The organism is Nocardia terpenica, from assembly GCF_013186535.1.
Classification (GTDB): domain Bacteria; phylum Actinomycetota; class Actinomycetes; order Mycobacteriales; family Mycobacteriaceae; genus Nocardia; species Nocardia terpenica.
The window spans coordinates 1,833,211-1,856,334 of sequence record NZ_JABMCZ010000003.1 but is presented as its reverse complement, the minus strand read 5'-3'; the positions used below and the strand labels follow the sequence as shown (position 1 = coordinate 1,856,334).

The window sequence follows — 23,124 nt, the reverse complement described above, 5'->3', positions numbered from 1 at the left end:
CAAGAAAAGCTGGCCATCGATCAACGAAACGACACTATCCGTACCGAATACTAATATCTAAACGACGCTGGATCCAGCCGTTTACCGTCGAGCTCGGGGTGCTTCCACGACTGGATCATCAGCAAGCCTCGGTCATCCCACTGTAGCCAATCCTCCGCGTTCTGAAGCAATTTCCCCTCTCCTGTAAGTCTTCTGCTCATAGACCATTCATACCCACCTGATGCTACCGCGACAGGGATGAACTCTCGCCCTCCACCGTCTACAGTAAGTTTGAGAGTATCAACCGAACTGCGGCCATCGATGCGAATCGGCACAGCCACGTAATATAGTTCACCCAAATCAGAGGTCCCCCCTCCTTGTAACATAAATTCGTCGCTTATTCGATACACAGGTACAACAGAATTCCCATCCACGACATAGGGCGTAATATTTTCCCCTTTGGCAAAGGCAGTCACGAGTCTTTGCGCCGACCCCACACTTGCAACGTTCAATATGAGCGCGATCTGAGCGCTAGTGAGTCCCACAATCCTCCGAGAAGCATTGCTACTATGTCGAGTACAGCCCACCTGAGATGCAATAATGCTTAAAACTATAGCAATAGAAATACTAACCCGAAGAAATGGTAACAGAGAATTCCATCTACCGAAGATCACATCACACCCTCCATTCACGCACAAGCAAGATTGCTCTCATTCACTAGTTCTGCCACGCCGCAAACGAGGTCGCGCTTCGCTGCAGCACTGGAGCGAAGCGGAGAATCCTCGTCACTCTCGAACGACACTTACGTAGGACGTAGATCCGGATATGGTGTGGGTGTGGCGGTTACTGAGAAAGGCTCGGCTTTCAAGTCATCGAGGTTCGATCTCATAGACGGTGTCAATATACTTCCAACCATTCACACCTCTTGTGCCCGGATTATCTAGATAGAAATCATAATCCGCAGTCTCGTAGCGAGTAGATGCGCCCCACGGATCAGAGAAGTCGATGGTGTCTTTGTTGGCATTGTAACCATAAATAACTCGCGCGTGACCCCCACCAACCGGAGTATTTGAAGTGCGATTCTGCCATTCAACGCCCGTCTCAATGGGTCGACCTGCGTCAATTTCATGTTTTATTTGTCCGAGCGTGAAGGGCTTCTCGACAGTCTTTGCATCGAAGCCTTCCTCCGTGAATGCATGCACTACCTGGCCGAAGTTTGCTGGCCGGTTGGGACACTTACCGGTAGCAGAGTCGATGCCAAAAACATGCCGACAGAAGTCATCCTGCGAGATCTTCTTTTTATGGAAGTCTGCGATGGATACACTGGCAGCTGACCAGCACCATTGATCTTCCTCCTGTGGATCTTGCTTGAATTTTAATCTTTTGACCCCGCCTATCGGATCGTCAGGCACATCGTCCACGGTAGGACCATTGGGATTGGGGAGTAGACCATCCTGCCCCGCATCCGGGTCACTAGCAGAACCAGAAGCGGACCCAGACGGGAATAGAGGCGCATCAGCCTGCGCCACTCCCGACGTAAGCCCGACAGCAACCAGGACAGCGATAGTGACCTTCCACTGCAAACCAGTCTTGAGCATTGACCTTCCTTCTACCGATGATCCGAGAGAACAGTGTCCCGGAAGTCACTTCATGAGCGGGTTCCGAACAAGCGCGCTCAATTCTAAAAATCGAGCCACACATGCAGTTATAACTAGCCGACAAGCAAAACGCCTGTCATCGACTGTGCGTGCCGTTCGCTCAATAGTTGTGAGTCGCTTCTATTTCCGAAGCCGATCAGGACTTTACCTTGCCGCGACTCAGGCATCAATACCGCTGACAATCTGCGATCAGCGCCACATTACCTGCTCCATTCTCAGAGCTTCACTCTTGCCCGGCGTCCTACCGACAATAAGCCAGACCTGGACAGACCGGCCTGGTCGAATGCACATTCTTGTGGTCGAGAAATGCTTACCTACAAACACACCTCTCATGAGGATCCATCACTCCCCCGACAAGATGACGTGCAGAACGGCACTCGACGACCCCAGTACACCGCTGTCAACGGAACGTGAAACGCGGATCTGGCACGAAAGTCGGTGATTGACCCGATCGGAATACGAACGGGTAGTTGATGATTCATCATGTCGCGGGTGCTCTGACCTCGGATCGATGGCGGAGTTGTTCCCCCACCTGGCGCAGTTGCGGATCATAGACGTGCAGGCGGCCGGGCCTGTGGTGCGGATCGACCCGAGCACCCTCGGCGGTGCGGCGGCGTGTCCGGAGTGTAGGTGGTTGTCGCGGCGGGTCCACAGTCGCTACGAGCGGCGGCTATCAGACACTGCGATCGCAGGCCGGGAGGTACTGATACGGCTGCGGGCGCGCAAGCTGTTCTGTGACAACTCCGACTGTGGCAGAAGGATTTTTGCCGAACCGAATCCTGCGCTGGCCGCTCGCCATGCCCGGCGGACAACGATGCTGCAACGGCTGCTGTGCGCGGTCGCACTCGCACTGGGTGGTCGTGCGGGAGCCCGGATGACCCGGCATCTGACAGTCACAGTCAGCCGGATGACGCTGCTGCGGCAGATCCGGGCCTTGCCCGATCCGGATCGGGGCAGCCAGTCGCACCACTCACGCAGTAGTTCACTGGAGAGCGGTCCGGTTCCACGGGAGGCCAAGCAAAGGACCAGCAACCGGCTGGCACCTCGCCGCTCGGCCGACCCATCCGCCTGGCTGGGCAAGTACCGTCGCCTGTCGAAGGACTACGAATACCAAACCGTCACCTCGGAAACGTCATCTACCTGGCAATGATCATGATCCTGCTCCACCGGGTCACCGGCCGCTCACCCTGCCCCTGTCCGGGATTGTCGTGGCCCTGCGAGAGTGGCGCCACACCGAGCCGCAGCGCGGTACACCGGAGAGGTGAGGTATTCGCAGGGCGGTGGGCTGACCGCCGAGCGACGAAGGGCCCGGGAACAGTTACGGTTCCAGGCCGCGGAGTCGTTCCCGACCATTGCAGACGAACAGTGCGGCAACGATCTTCTTTCCTGAAGGCGGAAGTGATCAGGCTGATGCCGATACATCCGAATCATGGCGACGCATTAGAATAACCCTCGGGGTATTTATGTAAAGTAAACTTGAGATTGAGTCCGCCAGGCAGCGATATGAGGGCTTATCGCCGCCTGGCGGATCACATAACAGCCCGTAAGGGCTGCGTGTACCAGTCTAGCCAGAACATAGATGACGGTCCACAAAGCTGTCTCGCCGATACTTATTGCACATCCGCCGACTCGTTCTATGCCCTTCCTGGAAGCAGCAGAACAGAATCAATGCAATCCTCCGAAGTAGGATACAATGAGCAGTTGCCGATCGCATCGGCGGTGCGAACTCTTAGGTGGGCGTATTCAACGGCCGCAGCATTCAGCGAGTCAGTCGGTATGATGGAGCCATTATCAACTCTCGCGGACCCCGCATTAGGTAGTCCAACGGCACTGTCCGCGCACACTAAACACCAAGACGGAATAACACTTCACATACTACATCATGCAGGAAGTCCGAGCCCCTTTGCCAGCACCGGCCACGATCGCAGCAACGCATCGTGCCAGTAGCCCCACGAGTGGGTGCCGGTGGCCGTGAAGTCGTAAATTGCGGGAATACCGAGCGCGTTCAGCCTTGCCTGCAGGTTGTGGCTACACGCGTCGGTGGCGGCTTCGATGACACCGCCGATTGTCGACTCGTTGAACAGGTTTTGCAGGCGAGGTTCGGACATGTATGGGCTGTTGAGGTTGTCCCATCTCCCGGGCAGACCCGAGCCACTCGAAACGAACAGGTCCAACCCTCGCAGCCGGTCCGCGTGTAGGTATGGATCATTATCGGCCCACATCGGGTCGCCCCACGGCCCGTACATGTTGGCGCTGGAAGCACCACCGTTGCCCGGTATTCCAGTGCTCCAGAGAAGGACCGAATTGACCGCGGTGTAGCCGAGTGGATCGCTGATCTGGGCGCACCCACTGTAGGCAGCCACGGACCTGTACAGGTCGGGCTCGGCCTCCGCCAACTGCAACACCGAGGTACCCGACATGGAAATGCCCGCGATCGCGTTGCGCCCGCTGGTACCCAACGCAGCGTCGATCAGGGGCGGTAGCTCTTCGGCGAGGAAGGTTTTCCACTTGTTGACGCCCAGCGCAGGATCCGGCGAGCGCCAATCAGCGTAATAGCTGGCCGCGCCGCCGATCGGTGTAACCACGTTGGTATTCTTTTCCGACAGGAACTGCACGGTTTCTGGGGCTCTGCTCCTCCAGGTCGCATCGTCTTGGCCACCCGTCGCTCCGTCGAGCAAATAGAGGGTCGGCCGTGGCACGGATGCATCGGCCGGTCTCTGGACGTCTAGCGCGATCGTTTTGTCCATAGCCGTCGAATGCACGCGCAACATCAGCTTGTGATCGTCCTCGACCGCGAGTTCGACAATCCGCGATCCATCCCGCGCCACCGGGCTGGCGAGCAGCTGCCTCGACGCAACGATAGGGTCGACGGTGTCAGCTCCAGCCGGGCTAGCCCCGAGGACAGATCCCGTGATCAAAACCATTGCTGCTGCCCATTCTACGGCGCGAATGTGATTTGACACCTGAGCCTCCCAGTCGATCGATTACCCTCGCGATACCACTCGATCAAGTCGTGACGTCAACACTGCCAGCACCCGACCTACAGAACTCTCCTGTGAATGAGTCACATAGCCAGCATCCAAATACCTCGCCGGTTACGTTCGCTCTCGGTCACACCAAACATCTCATATCTGCCGACCACGGAACTCGGACGAGACTGGAGGTCCGGCGAACTTATTGAGTGTGACGCGGGTATGGCCTTGCGATTTCGCACCAGACCACAGTGCGCTCCGTATGGCGATACTGCCCGCATCGAGTGCTGAAACGTTGAACATAGTCGCTGATCAGCCGCCCCGACGCAGCAATGATTGAAGCGTTTTCTGTCGAATCATGCACTTCGATCACTAGTCGATCGCTGGTTGCGATCCGCAACAAGAGGGTAATCCGAGTTGGATACGACAGGCGTGCATCCTCCATCACGGCAACAAACGCACCTACGAGGTCCAGAACCGCGCGTTCAACTTGAAGCCGCACGTCGGTCCACTGCCACTTCTGCAATGCTCTCCGTAAGAACAATGTAGCGGTTGGAAGCGCAGTACGCTGTGCCGATAGCTCGATGTGATCGGATCCGGCATCGGATAGAGTTCCTGGTGGCGGCAGGCTTCGGCCGCTATCGATGCAGGTGGCTATACAGGCGGCGACCTTGGTAAGCCGACTTACGAGCAGCGCCTTTTCACTATCGGTTAGCACTCGGGTCGCTGCATCGAGCGCGACCCTGTCACAGAGACTGACCCGGCGGATCTCGTCGAGCAGTTGCCTGTCGGAGTAGTTCGCACGGTTCATCGCACACACGCTGCTGTCATGTCCGATCACTCGCTCTCATAGTGGAGAGGCTGTCCTCCACAGGTAAACAATTGCTTCATCATGCACTCCGGTCGACCGGTATCGGGCGACCAGGAGGGGTGTTCACCGCCTGTAGACCGCTATGCATCTCGGCGATCGCGAATCGGAGGGTTCTCCAGCCGGCCCGCCAGTTCCTGCCAGGATCGGGCATTCGCGCGGGCCAGTTGTGCCAGTGAACTGAGGCAGTGCGACGGGGTATCGGTAGTCAATTGTTCCCACTCGTCGATACTCACGACCGAGATCGCCAGCTGACGCAGCAGCGCCCGGCCGTTTTCCTTCAGGCGCAACGCCGGATCCTTGCGCAGGTTGCGCAGGATGATTTGCTGAATCGAGGTGCCCGCTGTTCGATCGACGATATTTTCCGATAGCGGGGTGATGGACGTCGTCTGGGTGACGTCCGATCGCACAGCTGCTGGTACCGGCGGGCTCAAGTGCGCATCCGAGGGCATCAGCACCGTAACCTTCTTCCTAAACGCCGCCGACCGACTGTCCTGTTCGGTCTGAACACTCTTCGCCGGCGGGCCCGACATCCGATCCCGTACCGCTTTCGCGGTGCCCACCGAGATCCCTGTCCGCTTCGAGATCTCCCGCAGGGACGCTTGAGGATTGCGCTCAATGAACTCCTCGGCCGTGCGCCGCGCCTCAGCGATCTCCAGCGGCCGCAACCGGCCGTCCCGGCCCACGCGGCCGTTCAGGTGGGGAACTTCTCCACCTGAACGGCGCCGCAGCGCGCCGACTGTCTTGTGCGAAAGCCCGGCGGCATCGGCGATGAGGCGATCCGACCAGCCGGGATGGGAGGCGATCAGCCGTCGCGCGGCCGCCTTGCGTTCGGCCAGCGACAGCGGGAGGCCGTGCGCGACGTTAGCCTGCACCGCCAGCACGAAGGCATCGGCCTCGGTACCGTCGAAGAATTTGACCTCGATGGTCCTTTTTTTCATCGCGCGGGCGGCCTGCAATCGGTGCGCGCCGTCGATCACTCTCATCGACGGGCGGTGGACGATTATAGCGGGGAGCGGTGAACCCACCTCTGCCAGGACGCGAACGTGGTTGGTATTCGTACCGGCGTTCGACCGAGGTGAATAGCCGAGCGATATCGACTCCACCGGAACCAACTCGACGGGGATCGATGCAGCTCGCGCCAGCCATTCATGGACTGTCGTTGTATCGGCTTCGATCGGACCGGACGAATCTACGCAATTTCCGTTGACCATAAACCTACTCCAGTGACCAGCCGCCGCCAGCGCGACAGTTCTGGATCTAGACCTCCCCGGACCTGCACCGAATACCCAACCGGCTCAGGCTGCATGGATAGCTCCTTCTGATGTAGTTCGATCTACCAGAGTTGGATTTCGAGCAGTACTCGCATCATCGCAGGAGCACACATACCATCGATATATGCGGATCATAGAAGCCGACAATGATCAGCATGTATGGCGCATACAGTCAACCATAACTCTCACCCCGCATACTACCGACAATATGCCAGGCCTAGAGAGACGGGCCTGGTCGGATGCACATTCTTGTAGTCGAGAAATGATTACGTCCGAACACGCCTCTCATAAGGATCTATCACTCTCCGCAGAGGTGCCGTGCAGGAAGGCATTCGACAACCCGGATCCATCATCGGAACCGCCGTAGTCTAGACAGCATCTTCAATATCCGCGACCTTGCCGCCGATCGGCGCCTTGCTCGCTTGTAGGCCCAAGGCTTGGACGAGAAACCCTCGGCAGAGAATCTGGCGCACTAGACGTGGGGGCAGGTTTTGCCGCGCGCACCGGACGCCGACCCGTATCTCTCGAAGTACCGGAAATAGCGCCGACGAAGATCCCGACAAAAAAAGAAGGCAGAAAATACGACGGCTATCGCCACCTGCAGTAACACAACTCCTCCTCGGTGCGTGAGTTTTCGTTCAAGGCGTCATGATCAAGCGTTACGTGTCGCTCAGCAATACTTGTTGAAGGTCGGAGCCTACAGCTTCCAAAAGATATCTACTATCATGGCGATAAAATCAAACTTGCTGATTCCAGGACTTATCTAATCACCAGGAAACCGTGGCCGCATACACCTCGATATGCACCGGCCGCTAGATTACGCGCCTCAATGTCCAGGTACGATATTCACGCCCACTAGAGATGCTGCAAGTAGTGGGCCTCAACCGAATTTCGGCCGACCAACCAGATGTCAATTCATTCTCTCCAGGCAGTGAGCACACACTATCCACAGAAACAACTGAATGTCAAACCGAGACCCGTAGGCCACACTGGAGTGACTCAAAGATACGCAACATGTGACAAGTTCATCGTCCAATCCTCACCATCTATCCACGCTGAGGTGAGTGCGACATATCATTCCGCGGCGCTACCCCTGCTTCACTGCCGACCGTTCGATGCCATTGCGTTTAACTCAAATATTCGATAGCAATAACATGGAATGTACGAAACGTCTACCGCCGGAACTCACCGGAACTCAAAGGCGCGCCTCGGGCGAAATCTCGAGCACGACCGTGTCCGTTGACCAGTGACGCATAATTTGTTCCCCTCAAAAAATACCCATGCGGTTAGAGGAACGTGGCGGTAAGCCCGTGATCGGCGAGTATCTGCCCAATCATGCTACGGAGACCTATACTATCCATTGGGTTGACTGGATGGAATCCGTGTATCTGCAACCACACCGTGTCCTCGGACTCCAAGATGGTACCGTGCAAGATGCCGCCAATCGAACACACCCGACTGACTAAGCGGAGATCTTGCTCGACCAATCCCACAAAGAATGAGGCAGCCTCATCACCGTCTATACAGCGCAATACAGTATCCGAATTGTACACGTATGAGCAACCGGTAATTATCGCATTAAACCTACGCCGGGATAAAAGTCGTGCAACCATCGAGCGCGGGAGCGAAACTAGCAAGCTCAAAATCTGGGACCGTACACGTTCGTCTGCGGCACGACTTTTCAGTTTCGACTTGATCTCGGCTCGGACCGCTGCGAGGGTGCTGCCGGGACCCGCTTTCCGGTTCAGCTGAATACTAATCGTGTCGAGCGCGTTTCCGCGCAGGTCACTGCTCGAATCGAGGCTGCGGGTGCTGACGGGCATTGCGATCCAGGCAAGTCCGTCCGCGTCGGTGCGGCCAAGCCGTGTTGCCAGATCCGCCATAATTGCAACAGCCAGCGCACTTCCGGTACCATTGTGCACCTGCACAGTCCGTCGCCAGTCCGCAGCGGAAACAACAGCGATGGCCATCGGGAGCTCAATTGGAAATTCCTGCGCATCGATTGACGAGACAATACCTGCAGCGGAAGTCCCCGTGAACGGATCGTGCGCGATGGATTTCATGTAGCGGATGATCGCTGGCACAGTTGGTACTATCGACGCCAAGCGGAGAGCTGCGTCGCGAACCTCCCTGTACAGCGTCTCATTGGGTGACCGAGAGCAGTTACCGACTTGCTGTACATTTTTGTTGATCGCAGATCTGACGGCCGCGAACAGACCGAGTGCATCGGCCAACGTGTGCGACACCAGCAGAGAGACCACACTGCCGCCGTCATCGAGTTGAGCGACCGACAACAGCCAAGCCGGGCCACCATAGGTGTGGAGCTGCTCCTGCGATCGAGCGTCAATCCACTCCGCGACTGCGGCTCGAGGCAATGGATCCATGTCGATGTACATCGGCGCGAACCGTGCGTCGGTGGTCCATCGATCGCCAGCCGCGGCCAACTTCGATGCGCGAACAACTCGCCCGAGGACACCGCGGCAAAGCATCTCATGAAACGAGGTGAGTGCCGTCAGGTCGACCGGTCGATCGTAGAGCCATATCGCTTGAATCGCCACAGTGCCAGGCGGACGCTGAGTTCGTGCGCTCATGCAATCGAGATCGTCGAGCCGAGGCGACACTAATCGCTCCTACCGTCGTATGCCTTGCGAAGGACCGGCGAACACCGAACCAAAGTCCATTCTCGAAAAACTACCGGCAGCAGGAGGCTCTTGGGCAGCCAAGCGCCCCTAACCGCTACTGGTTAGATGACAACCTACCAAGACTGACACTGCCGAGGCGTCACGAACGGTCGACATGTCAGTTTATCTAGCGGCGATCGCGATGGATTGCACTCTTCACCCACGACATAATACCACTTACAAGAGAAGTAGATCTTGACGACGCTACCGATCGCTAGTGGCACAGTATTACAGTGATCCCGAGAGTCCCTCTGGTCGAGTGCACACAAGTAGATGAGTCAATGTACATTGATAGCGATAGAGAAGTGAGATCGCGCTGGCAGTGACGACATAAGAACAGCGCGAAGCGTACATCGATCCAGACTTGTGCATGGAGGCGAAGTGGCCAAAGTAACCGATACCGACGGTCATCTCGAAACGCGTTGCACGGGATCTGCCAGACGGGAATCATCGCCGCAGGTTCGCCGCCCTGATCGACGAGCGTGGCAGCGGCTGAGATCTTGGCACCCATCAGCTAATCCGATAGCCCCCTGCCTCAGCACGAGCGATAAGTGGGCCTGGTTCAAGCCCGCAGGCACGATGCAATAGACTTGGTGCGGTCACTTCCGGTGGCCGCGGATAGCGGGGAACTCCTCCGGGTGTCACCAAAAGGTCGGTTTCAGCCCCCAGGCCGTGAACTCGTCTTCGACGCAGGCGCGAAGGACCGCGCGGGTGGGGAAGCGGTCCGGATCGCCCGCAGTCATCCCGAAGGTCACGTTGCCCCCGTAGTAACAACTGGAGATCGTCATACCGAATTCGGTGCGGCGTAGAAATTCGGTTGCAGCCGGCTGCACGTTGGCGCGCATCACCACCGATCGCGCTCGCATGCCACCGACGGTAGCCACGGCGTCACCGCCGTCACGCAGGCTGGTTCCCAATACGATCGGAAATTTCGCGCCACGCCGGGCGACGAAGTCGGGCATCATCACCATAAGCGGCAGCAGATGGGACGAAGGCGGAACCGTCAAAGGGTTCTCACGGGCGGCAATCGCGGTTTTGATCGCCGAGCGCATTTCTTGCAGATCAACGAGTTCGCCCGTGCGATACGGCACGCCCACATTGACGCCGGTGGTCGCGTTCCCCCGGGGATCGTCTGGGCCGGTGCGGGTGGACCACGGAACGATCACCGGTACCACATCGCCGTCCAGCACCCGCCCGCCGCGGCCGAGAATGCCCACCGCGAGCGCCAGTTGGAGCCCGTTGACCGTTCCCGAATGCGCTTCGGCTGTTGAACGCCACTGTGCCAGTGGAACTTCGACAACCAGAGTAGCGGGCCGAACCCGCTCCGGTAGCGACAGTCGCGGTTCGACGGGGCGAGGAGGTCGTGCCGGTTCTCTTACCGCTCTGGCTCGCACCGCGTTCCGGACGCCGATCGTCACCGCACTGAGCTGCCTCAGCGAGTCGACCAGATTCTGCTGCAGCAGGCCAGACTTCGGAGTATCGCCGACAAGTCGGCCCGCGCTCTCGGCTCGGCTCGGCTCGGCGCCCAAGCCGAGCCGGGTCAGCGCGTCGTTCACCGCCAGCACTCCCCCGCCGCCGTCGACCGCGACATGTGAACAGGCTATCGCCATCACGCAGCCCCCACCCTCAACCGAGGCCACCGACAGCCGCCACATGCGCCCGGTCAGCGGGTCGAAATCGACGTCACCCTGACGGGTCAGCCAGTCGACCACGCCCGACTCCGGTATCGTCTCGGTTTGCCAGTCCAGCGGGAAAGCGATATTGGCGGGTGCCCACCACGCCCGCGCGAACGGTATCCGGGTCGTCACGATGCGCCGCGCAGTGAAGCCCACCGCCAGATGGGCGTGAAACCGCTCGACCAGGTTCCGATCGAGCTGCTCGTCGAACCGCCAGGCCACCTGATTGGCCAGCCACGAACCGAAGAGCTGGTGAGCACGGAAGAAAAGCGCGTCATCCACGGTGATCCGATTCATCGACATCGCGTAGTCCTATTCGCAAGTCAGCGCGGGCGCAACGCCCGCAGGGTCATAGGCGCGAACACAAGCACCACCGCCAACGCGGCGAGCACAGTCCACCCCGCGTCGGCACCGAAGCGCCCCTCACCGGCCAGCACCCGCACGGCCGAAATCAGATGTGATACCGGGTTGATGTCCGAAACTCGGCGCAGCCACGGCGCCATCACGGCGGTTGGCACCAGCGCGTTGGAAGCAAACGTGACAAACATCAGCACGAGTGCCGAAATCCCTTGCACCGTAGCAGGTTTCGAAACCAGAATGCCGACGAAGGCGAAGATCCAGCTGAGCGCCGCAGTGACGAAGACAACCAATACGGCACCCGCTATGAACCCGACCGGATACTTAGGGCGGTAACCCATCGCAAACCCGACAATCACGAGGATCGTCGCCGAGAGTACGTAGCGGGTCACCGATGCGGTCAGCAAGCCGGCCACCGGCGCAACGCGGGCGACAGGCATTGCGGTGAACCGATCGTGTACACCAGACCGCACGTCCTCGCACAGCTGCACACCGGTGGTGACGGCCGCTCCGAGCACCATCTGCACCAGGACACCCGGTATCAATGTCGGCAGGTACCCGTGCAAACCGCCCGCGATGGCGGCACCGAAGATGTTCCCGAACAGGATAGGCCCGATGATCGGCATCAGCGCCGCATCGAAGAGCATCTGCGGGCTTCGCCGGAAAGTCATGAGCCCACGCAACGCAACGACCAACGACTGCCGGGCAGCACGGCACGGTCCAATATGGGTGATGCGTGGCTGATGGTCGACGCGTGGGACGCGCGCTGCGATCGCGGTCATGCTGCGGTCCCTCCGCTTCTCGGGTGACCGGTGAGGGCCAGGAAGACCTCATTGAGGTCAGGCCGGTCCATACCGAAGGCACGCAATCGGATGTCGGCCTGTCGGCATGCCGCGAAAATATCCGCAGCGTAATCGACTTCGGCCAACGGTACCGATATCGCCCGACCCTCCAGCCCGATTCTTACCGCGGTTCCCGTCGCTCGTTCGACGATCTCGACGAGCGCGGGCAGTTGATGGGAGTGGCTCACTTCGAGTCGCAAAACCTCCCTTCCCGCTGACGCTTTCAGCTCGTCGGTGGTGCCGTCGGCAACAATCCTGCCGTGGTCCATCACGGCGATCCGGTCGGCGAGAGCATCGGCCTCCTCCAGGTACTGGGTGGTCAGCAGGATCGTCGCGCCACATTCAACGAGTTCGCGTACCGTAGTCCACATACCCACGCGGGTATGCGGATCCAACCCAGTGGTGGGCTCATCCAGAAAGATCAAGGGCGGCAACGTGATCAGCGTTACGGCTAGATCGAGTCGGCGCCGCATTCCGCCGGAGAACCCGCGCACAGGCCGATGTGCCGCCGCGGTCAACTCGAACTGCTCCAGCAGTTCGTCAGCGCGGCGGGTCGCTGCCCGTCCGGACAGCCCGAGCAGCCGACCGAATATTTGCAGATTCTCTGCAGCGGACAGGTTTTCATCGACAGAAGCGTATTGGCCGGTCAGCCCGATCATCGACCGGACTGCGGTTGCCTTGTGGACGACGTCGTATCCGAAGATTCGTGCCTGTCCGCGGTCGGGGCGCAGTAGGGTCGCAAGCAATCGGACTATGGTGGTCTTGCCCGCGCCGTTCGGACCGAGCAGACCGAACACCGAACCACTCTCGACGCACAGGTCGACTCCGTCGACGGCGGTAAGCCCGCCGAAGGACTTGGTCAGTCCTTCGATGACGATGGCCGGATCGGTACCCACGTCGCCTCCTCCCTCTCCAGCCCCGACGGTCTATGGGAACGACCCGCACCAGCGCACAGCGATTCGATGATGTCGGCAGTTCGCGGCACAGCATCATCTCGGATGTCCGCAGCGATCCTTGCGACGCGCCTGCGCATGGGCCCGCTGGCTACCGCGCCGAGCAGCCGGCCCAAACCTTCAGCGGTCAACTGATCGAACGGGAGGTTCGCACCGATCCCTAAGCGGCGCAGCTGATTTCCCCAATAGGGTTGATCGGCGAACAACGGGCACACTACGGAGGGCAGCCCGGCTCGAACAGTGGCTGCGACCGTGCCCGCACCACCGTGATGAATCGCAGCGGCACATCGCGGCAGCACAGTCGCATGGTCCACCTGCGGTACCACCGCGACCTGGTCGTCCATTTCGGACTCGACCGTGCTCCAGCCGGAGACGAACAGCAACCGCTCTCCCTGTCTGCGACACACGGTGCGCAAGAGCTCCAGCAATTGCGCCGGGTCACCGACCGGCATCGAACCGAATCCAGCATAGATCGGGGGACGGTCAGCGGCGATCCACGTGTCGAGTGCCGGGTCCCTCGCCGACTGGTCGCCGACCGCGGCGGTCAGAAATCCAACGAACGGGCGATCGGGTCCGAACTCATCCGACAGTCCTGGTATCAGCAGCGGATCGTAGGCCTGAATCTCGATCTGGGGCGCGGGCTGCCATGCAGCCGGTGCGCGGTGCGCCAATTCCGCGAGCGTTGGCGCCAGTGCCCATTTTCTGAGCCCAAGAGCCGCATACCAGGCGAGGTAGTTGACCATCCCGGGCACCCGGTCGCCCAACGGCGATGGCAACACCGGCACCGAACGATTCGGGCGAACCGGAAAGTAGTGCACCCCGGCGAACGGCACACCGAGATGTCCGGCTACCGCTGCCGCGACCTCTGTATTGGCCACTCCGGCCACCACCACATCGACCCCAGGAGCCAATTCGAGCAGATCATTCGCAACCTCGTCGAAAGCACGACGATGGAAATCTCGGATCCCCCGGAGGTGTTCGACAGGATTGCGGCTGTGCTTGCGCGGCTCGGCGAGCTCGTCGCGCAGCAGGGCATAGGTATCCGGACCGCACGACCGTGCATGGACTCCACGTTCCTCGGCGAAGCTGATCAGATTCGGCGACACCGCCAGCGTCACGTCATGCCCGCGGTCCAGTAGCGCACGAGCCAGCAGAACGGCAGGCTGCGCGTCACCGCGGGACCCTGCGAATGCAAGTAGCGCCTTCATCATTCACCCCCGGCGTATGCAGTGGCCGGCCGCTCGATCAACGAGGGGGCCGCGTCGAGGTAGGTGATCCACGCCGCAGCCGAGTCCAGGGAAGCGCCACTCAACGCAGCCACTCGGAGCGAGGGCCATTCGAACTCGACGATAGCGGGTTCGAGCCGGGTCCGAAGTCGATCGTGGACGGTTTCATACGCCTCCTGAATCGGATTCATCCACATAGCTCCACTTCTAGGTCGTAGGCGAGTCCGGCCACCATCACATTTGGCCGCGAACCCACTCGGTACCGAGCTGAATTCGTCGAGAAATGCATGCCTAAGTGCGTATCACTGCTATGAAATCAGACCTCGAACCAATCGAATGTGCGCCGGACCGGTGATACTCAATCCGACCAGACTGGACAAGGTTCCGAAAGCCACTTTTGTCACAACCTGCCCCACAGGTGCCCAATTCACCTACACCTCGGGGACAATACGTGATCACGTTCGGCGACGTCCACGTGAAATGAATCACTTCAATGGGGTCACTGATCCGTCCTCGAGTCGCTGGTCCGCCTTTCGAGATGCATTTTCTGCGGCTCGGCGAGCAGTTAGTGCATGCGAACAAGATCGGCTGCCATATTCGTTTTCAATGCCTAATGAAATAAACACACCAGGCGGTCACACTTGTAAACGCATCGCTGAATAGGTGTGCCGACAGCGTTCTCTTTCCCGGGAGGCCGCTCGCCGGGGTCCACCGGATCACACTGTGCGAATCCAGTTGGGGCACCAAGTTTCTCATCACGCTCTCCACGGCGGTCGCCGTGCACGCGGGCATGCTGTCTGGAGTACTAGAGCGGTAGCGTTGATCCTCTCTGTCAGGAACCACAGGTTGAGCCCGATCTGGCTGACTTCCGAACGGATGAGCAGAGATTGATCAGCCGTGATGGGCGCGTTGTACTCGATGACCGCGCGATACGGCCCGGTTCGAAATCCGGAGTGATTCGGCAAAAACTGCTCGACCGCCTGCCAGTACGCGGCGTTGTTCATATGCATCAGCAGGTCGATATCCACCTCCCTGATCTGGTACACCAGATCGGTGTCCGACCGCGGTGGTGGCACCCCGTGGAGCATCGGCGTCCATCGCAGTCGGTGCTGGTCGGTGCTTGCGGCTAGGTGGAGGAAGCCGGCATCGCTGATTCGCGCTGCGGTGCCGGTGCCCTCGTCGACGTTGATCCAGAACGCCTCGGTCTCGACAAGTCCACCTGCATCGCTGGTGATTCGGACACGCATGTTCGCCCACCGAGTCGAGACACCTGAACACCAGCGCCGCAGCGAGAGATGGTCAGGCCACCGGATCGGCCGGACCACGTCGATCACGGTGCGCCGCACGATCCAGGTCGGGTCTGAGTCGACGAAGCGGCTGGCTTTCAGGTCTTCCCAGGCGATGTCCTGCAGATAGCGCGCGATGGCGTCGAGGCGGAGCCGACCGTGGCGATCGACATCTCCGGATCGGACCGGCCAATTGGTCTCGTAACCCACGTCCTCGGCAGGTGGATCCGGCAGCGTTCCGGAGATGTTTCTCATCTGATTTCTTTCCCTGATGAGTTCGATCGGGTTAGCGGCGGCACCGCGTACTTCGTAGGCTGGCGCCGATCAGGTGCCGCAGGCCCTGCACGCGGCGATAGGTGGCTCGCAAACGCTTCGGCCGACGTGTACCGAACCACCAGTCCCAGGGGTATCCTCGGCGAAGATGACCCAATCAAATCAGCACTCGGCTATCGCGCCGACCTACCTAAACGAGGCACCGGCCGTCAGCGATTTGGGCATGGGTATCGAGCTCGCCGACGAATCCAAATCAAGCTCCCTGGCGGGCCAGACCCGCTCGAGCGATCTCCGTCCCCGCCTCGGGATCACAATAGCGTACCATGTCATAGATTCCTAACGGCACTGTCATATCCATGACCGCCGAGCCTGTGGCTGCATTACGATTCTACTACGCAAGCTCCACACTGTGCAGTTCTGCGTTTTACGCCGGTATCCACTCCTTATGCAGCTCGGGGCTCCGTCGCAGCAATGCACGACAGCTCCCATACTCACGGGATAGAAATGACGCTAACCATGATCACATGCCAGCTGGATACAGCTAATCAGAGTCCTCGCTCGAGCACTATTGACAATCGAGCCAAAAAACGACACATTCTTTGGTCGAATACACATGCGTCTGCTCTAAAATGCGGACGCCGAACATGTCCAGCATGGGAATTTGTCAATTTACGATAAACTTACTGTGCGGAGAAAGGGCTCAACGACCCCAGGTTTCACGATCAGAGAAATTCGTCACCCGGGTAGCGCGGCGACAACGCTCTTCCGGGAGATCTCGTTACCCGGTCAGGCGGCGCAGCAGACCGGACTGGCGGCCAGGCCCGTCGAGACGCCGCCAGCCAGCAGCTCCCACAGAAACACATGAAGCTGACCGGCCGCCGAGCGCCCGGCTGTTGAGCGCGGCGAGCAACACCGTTGAGCTGCCCGCATTCGGGCGATCACCGCATGGTAACGCAGCAGTTCGGCGATGCCCGCAGTCGGCTCGCAGTCGAGCAGATCGCGGACTCAACGCTCGCAGCGCGGCGGCGGCAATTGGCACGGGCAGCGAGAGTCCCGACCTCTCGCTGCCGTCGAGGATCGTGGCGACGCTGCGGTGGCTGATGAAGACGTCCGACATCGCACTGGTCAGGACCGCCGCACGGACCCGGGGATCACGGTCCGCGTGCACGACCAGCAGCAGATCCTCCAGCTCCCGCATGAGTGCGGTGTCGAGGAAATTGAACGGCGGATTGCTCATGCTGACCGTGAGCACCACGCCGGTTCGCTCGGTGATCAGCAATGACATAGTGCCTGCCGCTCGATGTCGTGATGCCTCCCGTATCGGAGCCCGCGAACCGGCATGCGCGCGTCCACCGGCAAAGTGACGAATCGAAGACCAGAGAACAGGGCAGTCCAACGGGTCGGACTGACAGCGAACCAAACCAGACCGTCACCGAGCGGCCGGGATCGGCGATCGCTAACGGCAACTCACCGTCAGCGTGGCCGAGCGGCGAGCCGCATGCCGAACTGTCGGCCCGTCGGTTCGTCGAGAGCGCGGCGGGCCCGCTCCAACTCGGCTCGCAATTGTTCGACTTTGGCGCCCTATCCGTCCGCGCCGTCTCCAACACCGAGTCAACGACCTCGGCGACCTCCGGATACACGGGCGGCGGCCTAGACGACCGCCCCGTCAAGACCAAGAGTCCGCACATGGTCAGCCTCATGCCATTGACCACGCCGACGGGCCACTCACCGTCCGCGCTGCCGGCAACTCGCTGGCGGGTTCGCACCTGCACCAAACCTCTACCTACGAAACGGGGGGACGGCACCCCGTGGCACGCCGCTCGTCAATGCCAGCATTCGTGAGCATCATTGTGCATAGTGCCCGATGTCCCCCCTACCTGATCCGTGAAACTGCAGGTATCAAGATACTTCCATTTGGTGTTTTGTGAGATGCACACAGGAAGTGTAGTGCGGGTCACACCGTCAGACTTCCTCGCATAAGGGAGAAGTCGATGTCTGTATGCGTGTGGAAGCCGGGCACTGGTCGTCGCGGGTACCGGATCAATCGAGGGGTGAGCGATCGGTCGACGAATTACACCGTTTGTAGTGAGTCGGTCGCGCTCGTGGATCTGCGGGTGCATCGTGCCCGGCCAGCGAGACCTACCCGCCGACCCGGTGAACTGGCCAAACGCCGCGGCGTGGCTGGAGATGCGCCGCGGAGTGGATCACCCGGATCGGCACTGTCCGTCGTAAGCCACACCGGCGATGTCCTCGGTAGCCAAGCGGAGCTTCATTACCGTATTGCGGCTGGTGCTTCGACTGTCTTGTAGTTCGGATCACATCATTGGATGGGAGGCCCTATGAGGTTGCTGTCTTCGCGGATCCTCCGCATGGTGGTCGTGACTGTCGCTCTCGCGGTTGGGTCGGTGTCCATGACGACGGGAGTCGTTGTGGCCGATCCTGCGCCTGTTCCGGTGCAACCACCTCCACCGTTTCCCGTGCCACCGCTGCCCCCGGAGTTCGATCCAGGCTTCTACAGCCCGCCTGCGGACGTAGTGGCGTCGAAGCAGCCAGGTGAGATCATCGCCGCTCGTGAGGTGCATCTGGCGCTGTATTCGGTCCTGCCGTTCAATATCGACGCGTGGCAGCTGTCGTTCCGATCCACCGACCATCTAGGCAAGCCGCTCGCTGCGGTCACGACCGTGATGAAGCCGCGCGGCGGTGACAACGGCCAGCCCTGGAACCTGCTGTCCTATCAGTTCCCGGTGGATTCGAGCGCGCGGTACTGCTCCGCGTCCTACATCCTGCAGCAGGCATCAATACCGGGTGCCGTCCTGGGCCAGCCGGCGGTCCCGAACGAGTTTCTGTTTCCCCTGACCGCTCTCGGTGCGGGCTGGGTGGTGAACATGCCTGATTTCGACGGCCCGAACATGGCATTCGGGTCCGGTCCGCTCAACGGGCGGATCACCCTGGACAGCGTGCGGGCGGTGGAGAATTTCCAGCCTGTAGGGTTGCGTGGGACCGGCACCAAGGTCGCGATGGCGGGATACTCCGGTGGATCGATCGCGACCGGCCATGCCGCGGAGCTGCGCTCTTCCTACGCACCGGAGCTCAATATAGTCGGTGCGGCAGAGGGCGGCATCGCAGCCGACCTTTACGCCATGGTGCACATGGGCAATGGCAATCTGGGCGCGGGGCTGTTCCTGAGCGGAGTCTTCGGGGTCGCGCAGGAATATCCGGAATTGGGCGCCTATCTCGACCAGCACATGAATCCCATCCTGAGAGCCCTACGGCCCGTCAAGAACAGCCTATGCCTGGTGTGGTCAGCGGCGCTGGTACCGTTTCTGCCCTACGAGCAGATGTTCGACGTTCCCGACCCCATGCACGACCCGGTGCCTGCTCAGGTGTTCGACGCGATCCGCATGGGGCATTCAGTGCCGGACATGCCGATGTTCATGTATAACGCCAACCCCGACTGGCTCGTGCCGGTCGGACCGGTCAACAATCTGGTCGACACATACTGCCGTGACCCCCAGGCACGGATCCGATACACCCGCGACCATTTCAGCGAGCACTTCACGCTTCAATACTTCGCTATGGCACAAGAACTCGTCTGGCTGAAAGACCGCTTCGACGGGGTTCCAGTTGCTGCAGGTTGTGACATTCGCGACGAAGGCTCCATGCTGCTGGACCCGAAGAGCTGGCCAGCCTGGCTTCAAGCCGCGGGCACCCTGCTCGCGGCAGCCGTTCAACAACCAATCGGACATCATTAAACAGCTGCAAGCAGAGAGGTCAATAACAGACTCATGTCGGCCGACTGCGCCGAAAAGCTTAGTATGACCGTCAAGGAATATACCATGCGTCTTGGAGAAATACATCACGGAAGAATAAGAGGATGCACGGCGGCAATGTCAATGCTTTCATTGGCACTCGCTAGCGCAACCGTCGCAACCGGTCCGGTGGTGCATGCCGATCCCGTGTGCCCCACCCTATACGTCGTGGCTATACCTGGCACTTGGGAGACATCCAGCGACAGCCCCGGAAAACTCCGAACAGGTATGCTGTCGCAAGTCACTGATGAACTATCCGACTCGATCCGAACGGATTTTGTCAACTATTCGGCAACCGCTTTCCCGTGGGAAAAGGAAGTATACGGCCGGTCCAGGGACGAAGCGGTCGGCAATGCCCGAAATCTAATTTCGACAATGGTGCAACAGTGCAATACTACGCGAATTGCGTTACTCGGCTACAGCCAGGGCGCCGACGCGGCGGGCGATCTCGCCGCTGAAATCGGTGGTGGCCGGAGCGTCGTCTCGCCGGATCGTGTCGCTGCCGTCGGCCTCATCTCTGACCCGCAACGCTCCCCCAACGACACTCTGATCGGCCCACCCACAGCTGGTCAGGGCATAGAGGGTCCGCGAATCGGCGGTTTCGGTGCCGTCGCCGCACGAACTCGCACCATTTGCGCGACAGGAGATCTCTACTGTTCGACGCCAGACAAAGACTTCATCACGCGGATCGCCGGACTATTCGCACAGATCTCCGATATGAACCCCGCAAATTTCGGCCAGTATCAATCGGAGGCTGAATCCTTACTGGCCGATATCGGCGCTGCCGGCGGAATCTCTCAACTGCAAAGTCAGCTGAGCGGCAGCGCCGACAAGCTGCGCGTCCAACAGCTGGAAACTTTCTATAGATCCCACGTACATGCCTCCTATCCCCGCTACTACGTCGACAGTAATCACACAGCCACCACATGGCTGCACAACTGGCTGGCAGACATCACATGAGAATTGCTCCGCATCCTACTCGACGATCGGCGATGATTCGGCGGCCGCCTCGATAAATCACCTACCCAGGTATCGCCTCTATCGCCCGATCCGAGCACCTAAGGAATGTGTACTCACGCGAACATTCGGATACAAATATCAATATCTCATTATGGTCGATTCACCCGACAGACCGGCGACAACGATCGAAATCTCGTGACCCGAGAGGCAGCTCAGAGCCGGTTCGCACCCTGGATAGATCGAATCAATAGAATATTCGTTCCGATTCACGCGACCCGAGCGTAGCTCGGCTGGACGCACAGCCGAACTCTCATCTCCTTGTACAATTTGGATTGCGTCGTTTCATAGGATTTTTCGACAGCGCACACGCAAAGGAAGGTAGTCTGATGTCTACATTCCACAACTCCCAAACACATAAGAGAATACTGGCCAGATGGGTGATTGCATTGGTTGTTGCCGCAGTGTTATCTGCGGTTACTCCGGTCACCGGGTTCCCGCCGCAGGCTGCTGCAGCCCCGTTGGAACCTCAAGTCGATCCGTTCTACCAGCCACCCGCCGGATACGAGTCACAGCCGCCAGGCACGATCCTGCGGACGAGGCCGATCAGCTTCGCCGCGCTGACCCTGTTCAAGATCAACGTCCAATCTTGGCAGTTACTATACCGAACGACCGATCTCTTCGGCAAACCGCAGGCGGCGGTCACTACTGTGGTGCTACCTGCGGGTCCACAACGCATGAACCGTCCGCTGGTTTCGCATAATCTGTTCTACGACAGCGCCAATCCGGCATGCGGGCCCTCGCATCTGTACCAGCAAGGCGCCTCCGCGATTACGGCCGCGACCGGATTCCAGGGACAAGTCGAACTGCTCGGAATCGCCTACGAATTAGCCAAGGGCTGGGCAGTGTCCATCCCGGATCACGAAGGCCCTCAAGGGCATATGACGGTAGCGCGGGAACCGGGCTACGTGATTCTCGACGGCATACGGGCCTCCGAGCAGTTCACCCCACTCGGCCTAAACGGAAAAGACACCCCCGTTGGGCTGTGGGGGTACTCGGGAGGTGGAATGGCCACCGGATGGGCGGCCGAGGTGCAGCCGACCTACGCACCCGAACTGAACATCAAGGGAATGGCTCTGGGCGCACCGGTGCCAGATATGCGTGCCCTGCTTCCACTGGTGGGGACCGGGGAATCCGGTCTTGTCGGCATTGGCATCTCTTCCTTGGCGGCTGCATATCCGAAATTCAGAGACGCCCTCGACTCGCATCTGACTCCACAAGGACTGCGGGTGATGGAGCGGATTCGATCACGATGCCTCGTCCTGAACGTCGTGGCGGAACTCTTCGACAACTATCAGCAATACCTCACGATTCCGGTGAAGGAATTCATGGAGTTACCAGACGTCAAGGAGACCTTCGACGATGCGACCCTCGGCCGCAACAACCCTAGAGTGACCGCACCCCTCTACGTCTACCAAGCGGCGCTGGATACCGCCGTTCCGATGGAAAGCACCGACACGATGGTACATAACTATTGCGCCGGCGGCGCGCCCGTCCAATACGTGCGCGACCATCTCAGCGAACATATGCTGCTGGCAGTATGGGGGCAGCCATCGGCATTGAACTGGCTGGACAACCGTTTCACCGAGGGCGCACCGACGCCGGTCGGCTGCACCACCACCGACCAGCTCACCACATTCCAAGACGCCAAGAACATCCTGACGCAATTCGAGCAGTACATCGCGGCGGTCGCAGGCATAGTCGGACTACCACTCGGCCCTCTCCCCGGTCAGAAATAGCCGACCACCGCCCATCGAGAACCCCAAGGCAAGTAGCCAGCGGCTAGCGTTGCTATCACGCAAATCGCAGCCCTGCTCCTGTCCGTCCTGCTCGCGTTATCGGGCTGGCGCAATGCTTCGGCGGCGCGATCGGCGCCCGCTAGTTCCGTTGTCCCAGCACCGTCCAAGCGCCGTCGCGGACCCAGCGGAGAAGGCCCGACTGTGGGCCTCGCCGAATCCGCTTGCCGCGCCGGTCACCAGCGTGAAGTCGGATCCCTGCGGCCGGGGCGTGTGCGGCGGTCCATCACCCTCTCGTGTTTCGCTCGGAACCCAGGACGGCGGCGTTGTCGGATTGGGGTGGGTGGCCTGCGGTGATTCAGCCGAATTGTGTTGATCAAACCAGCCCAGCAAACGGCCTGGCTGTCGTACCGATAAGCCCCGGACTGACCATAGCGGTTCACCGTTGACACCTTAGACACATCTGTCTAAAGTATGTTGACGATTATCTTGTGGTGTTGTCGCATCAGTTGGCAAC

15 protein-coding genes are annotated in these 23,124 nt (G+C 59.8%); 4 read left to right on the top strand and 11 right to left on the bottom strand.

Annotation, left to right across the window (positions count from 1 at the left end; translation table 11 throughout):
* Positions 1-848: 848 nt before the first annotated feature.
* Positions 849-1,577, bottom strand: a complete 729-nt coding sequence (locus tag HPY32_RS30205; RefSeq protein WP_082870546.1) for a papain-like cysteine protease family protein — start codon at positions 1,575-1,577, stop codon at positions 849-851.
* A 571-nt stretch (positions 1,578-2,148) separates the two neighbouring features.
* Here HPY32_RS30205 and HPY32_RS30200 point away from each other — a divergent pair.
* Positions 2,149-2,787 (top strand): transposase family protein, encoded by a 639-nt coding sequence (locus HPY32_RS30200; protein WP_082870545.1) that lies wholly within the window; start codon positions 2,149-2,151, stop codon positions 2,785-2,787.
* 730 nt (positions 2,788-3,517) lie between these two features.
* Here the strand turns inward: HPY32_RS30200 and HPY32_RS30195 are convergent.
* The 10 genes from HPY32_RS30195 to HPY32_RS30150 form a co-directional block, all read right to left on the bottom strand.
* Complete coding sequence (locus HPY32_RS30195; RefSeq protein WP_067577907.1) at positions 3,518-4,561, bottom strand: alpha/beta hydrolase; 1,044 nt, start codon at positions 4,559-4,561, stop codon at positions 3,518-3,520.
* Between the two features lie 250 nt (positions 4,562-4,811).
* A complete protein-coding gene (locus HPY32_RS30190; protein ID WP_156673847.1) occupies positions 4,812-5,420 on the bottom strand; it encodes a hypothetical protein in 609 nt (202 codons plus the stop codon).
* A 140-nt stretch (positions 5,421-5,560) separates the two neighbouring features.
* Positions 5,561-6,463 carry a ParB/RepB/Spo0J family partition protein gene (locus HPY32_RS30185; protein ID WP_231951301.1) on the bottom strand — a complete coding sequence of 301 codons (903 nt, stop codon included), beginning with the start codon at positions 6,461-6,463 and terminating at the stop codon, positions 5,561-5,563.
* 1,574 nt (positions 6,464-8,037) lie between these two features.
* A complete protein-coding gene (locus HPY32_RS30180) occupies positions 8,038-9,147 on the bottom strand; it encodes a hypothetical protein (protein ID WP_156673846.1) in 1,110 nt (369 codons plus the stop codon).
* Between the two features lie 926 nt (positions 9,148-10,073).
* The gene (locus HPY32_RS30175; RefSeq protein WP_067577905.1) at positions 10,074-11,411 is read right to left on the bottom strand and encodes a hypothetical protein; all 1,338 of its coding nucleotides are present in this window, start codon (positions 11,409-11,411) and stop codon (positions 10,074-10,076) included.
* 20 nt (positions 11,412-11,431) lie between these two features.
* Positions 11,432-12,247, bottom strand: coding sequence for an ABC transporter permease (locus tag HPY32_RS30170; protein ID WP_067577903.1), 816 nt, complete (start codon positions 12,245-12,247; stop codon positions 11,432-11,434).
* Positions 12,244-13,203, bottom strand: a complete 960-nt coding sequence (locus HPY32_RS30165; protein ID WP_067577901.1) for an ATP-binding cassette domain-containing protein — start codon at positions 13,201-13,203, stop codon at positions 12,244-12,246. The genes HPY32_RS30170 and HPY32_RS30165 overlap by 4 nt, the downstream gene beginning before the upstream one ends.
* Positions 13,167-14,471 carry a glycosyltransferase gene (locus HPY32_RS30160; protein WP_231951299.1) on the bottom strand — a complete coding sequence of 435 codons (1,305 nt, stop codon included), beginning with the start codon at positions 14,469-14,471 and terminating at the stop codon, positions 13,167-13,169. The genes HPY32_RS30165 and HPY32_RS30160 overlap by 37 nt, the downstream gene beginning before the upstream one ends.
* Before the next feature lie 770 nt (positions 14,472-15,241).
* Entirely contained in the window at positions 15,242-16,027 is a 786-nt protein-coding gene (locus HPY32_RS30155; RefSeq protein ID WP_067577892.1) for an acyl-[acyl-carrier-protein] thioesterase, read from the bottom strand.
* A 796-nt stretch (positions 16,028-16,823) separates the two neighbouring features.
* Complete coding sequence (locus HPY32_RS30150; protein ID WP_171983114.1) at positions 16,824-17,324, bottom strand: Clp protease/crotonase-like domain-containing protein; 501 nt, start codon at positions 17,322-17,324, stop codon at positions 16,824-16,826.
* A 1,090-nt stretch (positions 17,325-18,414) separates the two neighbouring features.
* Between HPY32_RS30150 and HPY32_RS30145 the strand changes: the two genes are divergently transcribed.
* From HPY32_RS30145 to HPY32_RS30135, 3 genes are all read left to right on the top strand, one after another.
* On the top strand, positions 18,415-19,797 hold the full coding sequence (locus HPY32_RS30145) for a lipase family protein (protein ID WP_231951298.1): 1,383 nt from the start codon (positions 18,415-18,417) through the stop codon (positions 19,795-19,797).
* Positions 19,798-19,860: 63 nt separating this feature from the next.
* Positions 19,861-20,814: a cutinase family protein gene (locus tag HPY32_RS30140; RefSeq protein WP_309247554.1), complete on the top strand. Its 954-nt coding sequence runs from the start codon at positions 19,861-19,863 to the stop codon at positions 20,812-20,814.
* Between the two features lie 386 nt (positions 20,815-21,200).
* Entirely contained in the window at positions 21,201-22,610 is a 1,410-nt protein-coding gene (locus tag HPY32_RS30135; RefSeq protein WP_082870542.1) for a lipase family protein, read from the top strand.
* The last annotated feature ends 514 nt before the right edge of the window (positions 22,611-23,124 follow it).

Coding starts and splice junctions, on each gene's coding strand:
- HPY32_RS30205 (WP_082870546.1), bottom strand. CDS start 1,577: ATGCTCAAGACTGGTTTGCAGTGGAAGGTCACTATCGCTGTCCTGGTT.
- HPY32_RS30200 (WP_082870545.1), top strand. CDS start 2,149: ATGGCGGAGTTGTTCCCCCACCTGGCGCAGTTGCGGATCATAGACGTG.
- HPY32_RS30195 (WP_067577907.1), bottom strand. CDS start 4,561: ATGGTTTTGATCACGGGATCTGTCCTCGGGGCTAGCCCGGCTGGAGCT.
- HPY32_RS30190 (WP_156673847.1), bottom strand. CDS start 5,420: ATGAACCGTGCGAACTACTCCGACAGGCAACTGCTCGACGAGATCCGC.
- HPY32_RS30185 (WP_231951301.1), bottom strand. CDS start 6,463: ATGAGAGTGATCGACGGCGCGCACCGATTGCAGGCCGCCCGCGCGATG.
- HPY32_RS30180 (WP_156673846.1), bottom strand. CDS start 9,147: ATGTACATCGACATGGATCCATTGCCTCGAGCCGCAGTCGCGGAGTGG.
- HPY32_RS30175 (WP_067577905.1), bottom strand. CDS start 11,411: ATGTCGATGAATCGGATCACCGTGGATGACGCGCTTTTCTTCCGTGCT.
- HPY32_RS30170 (WP_067577903.1), bottom strand. CDS start 12,247: ATGACCGCGATCGCAGCGCGCGTCCCACGCGTCGACCATCAGCCACGC.
- HPY32_RS30160 (WP_231951299.1), bottom strand. CDS start 14,471: ATGATGAAGGCGCTACTTGCATTCGCAGGGTCCCGCGGTGACGCGCAG.
- HPY32_RS30155 (WP_067577892.1), bottom strand. CDS start 16,027: ATGAGAAACATCTCCGGAACGCTGCCGGATCCACCTGCCGAGGACGTG.
- HPY32_RS30145 (WP_231951298.1), top strand. CDS start 18,415: ATGGTGGTCGTGACTGTCGCTCTCGCGGTTGGGTCGGTGTCCATGACG.
- HPY32_RS30140 (WP_309247554.1), top strand. CDS start 19,861: ATGACCGTCAAGGAATATACCATGCGTCTTGGAGAAATACATCACGGA.
- HPY32_RS30135 (WP_082870542.1), top strand. CDS start 21,201: ATGTCTACATTCCACAACTCCCAAACACATAAGAGAATACTGGCCAGA.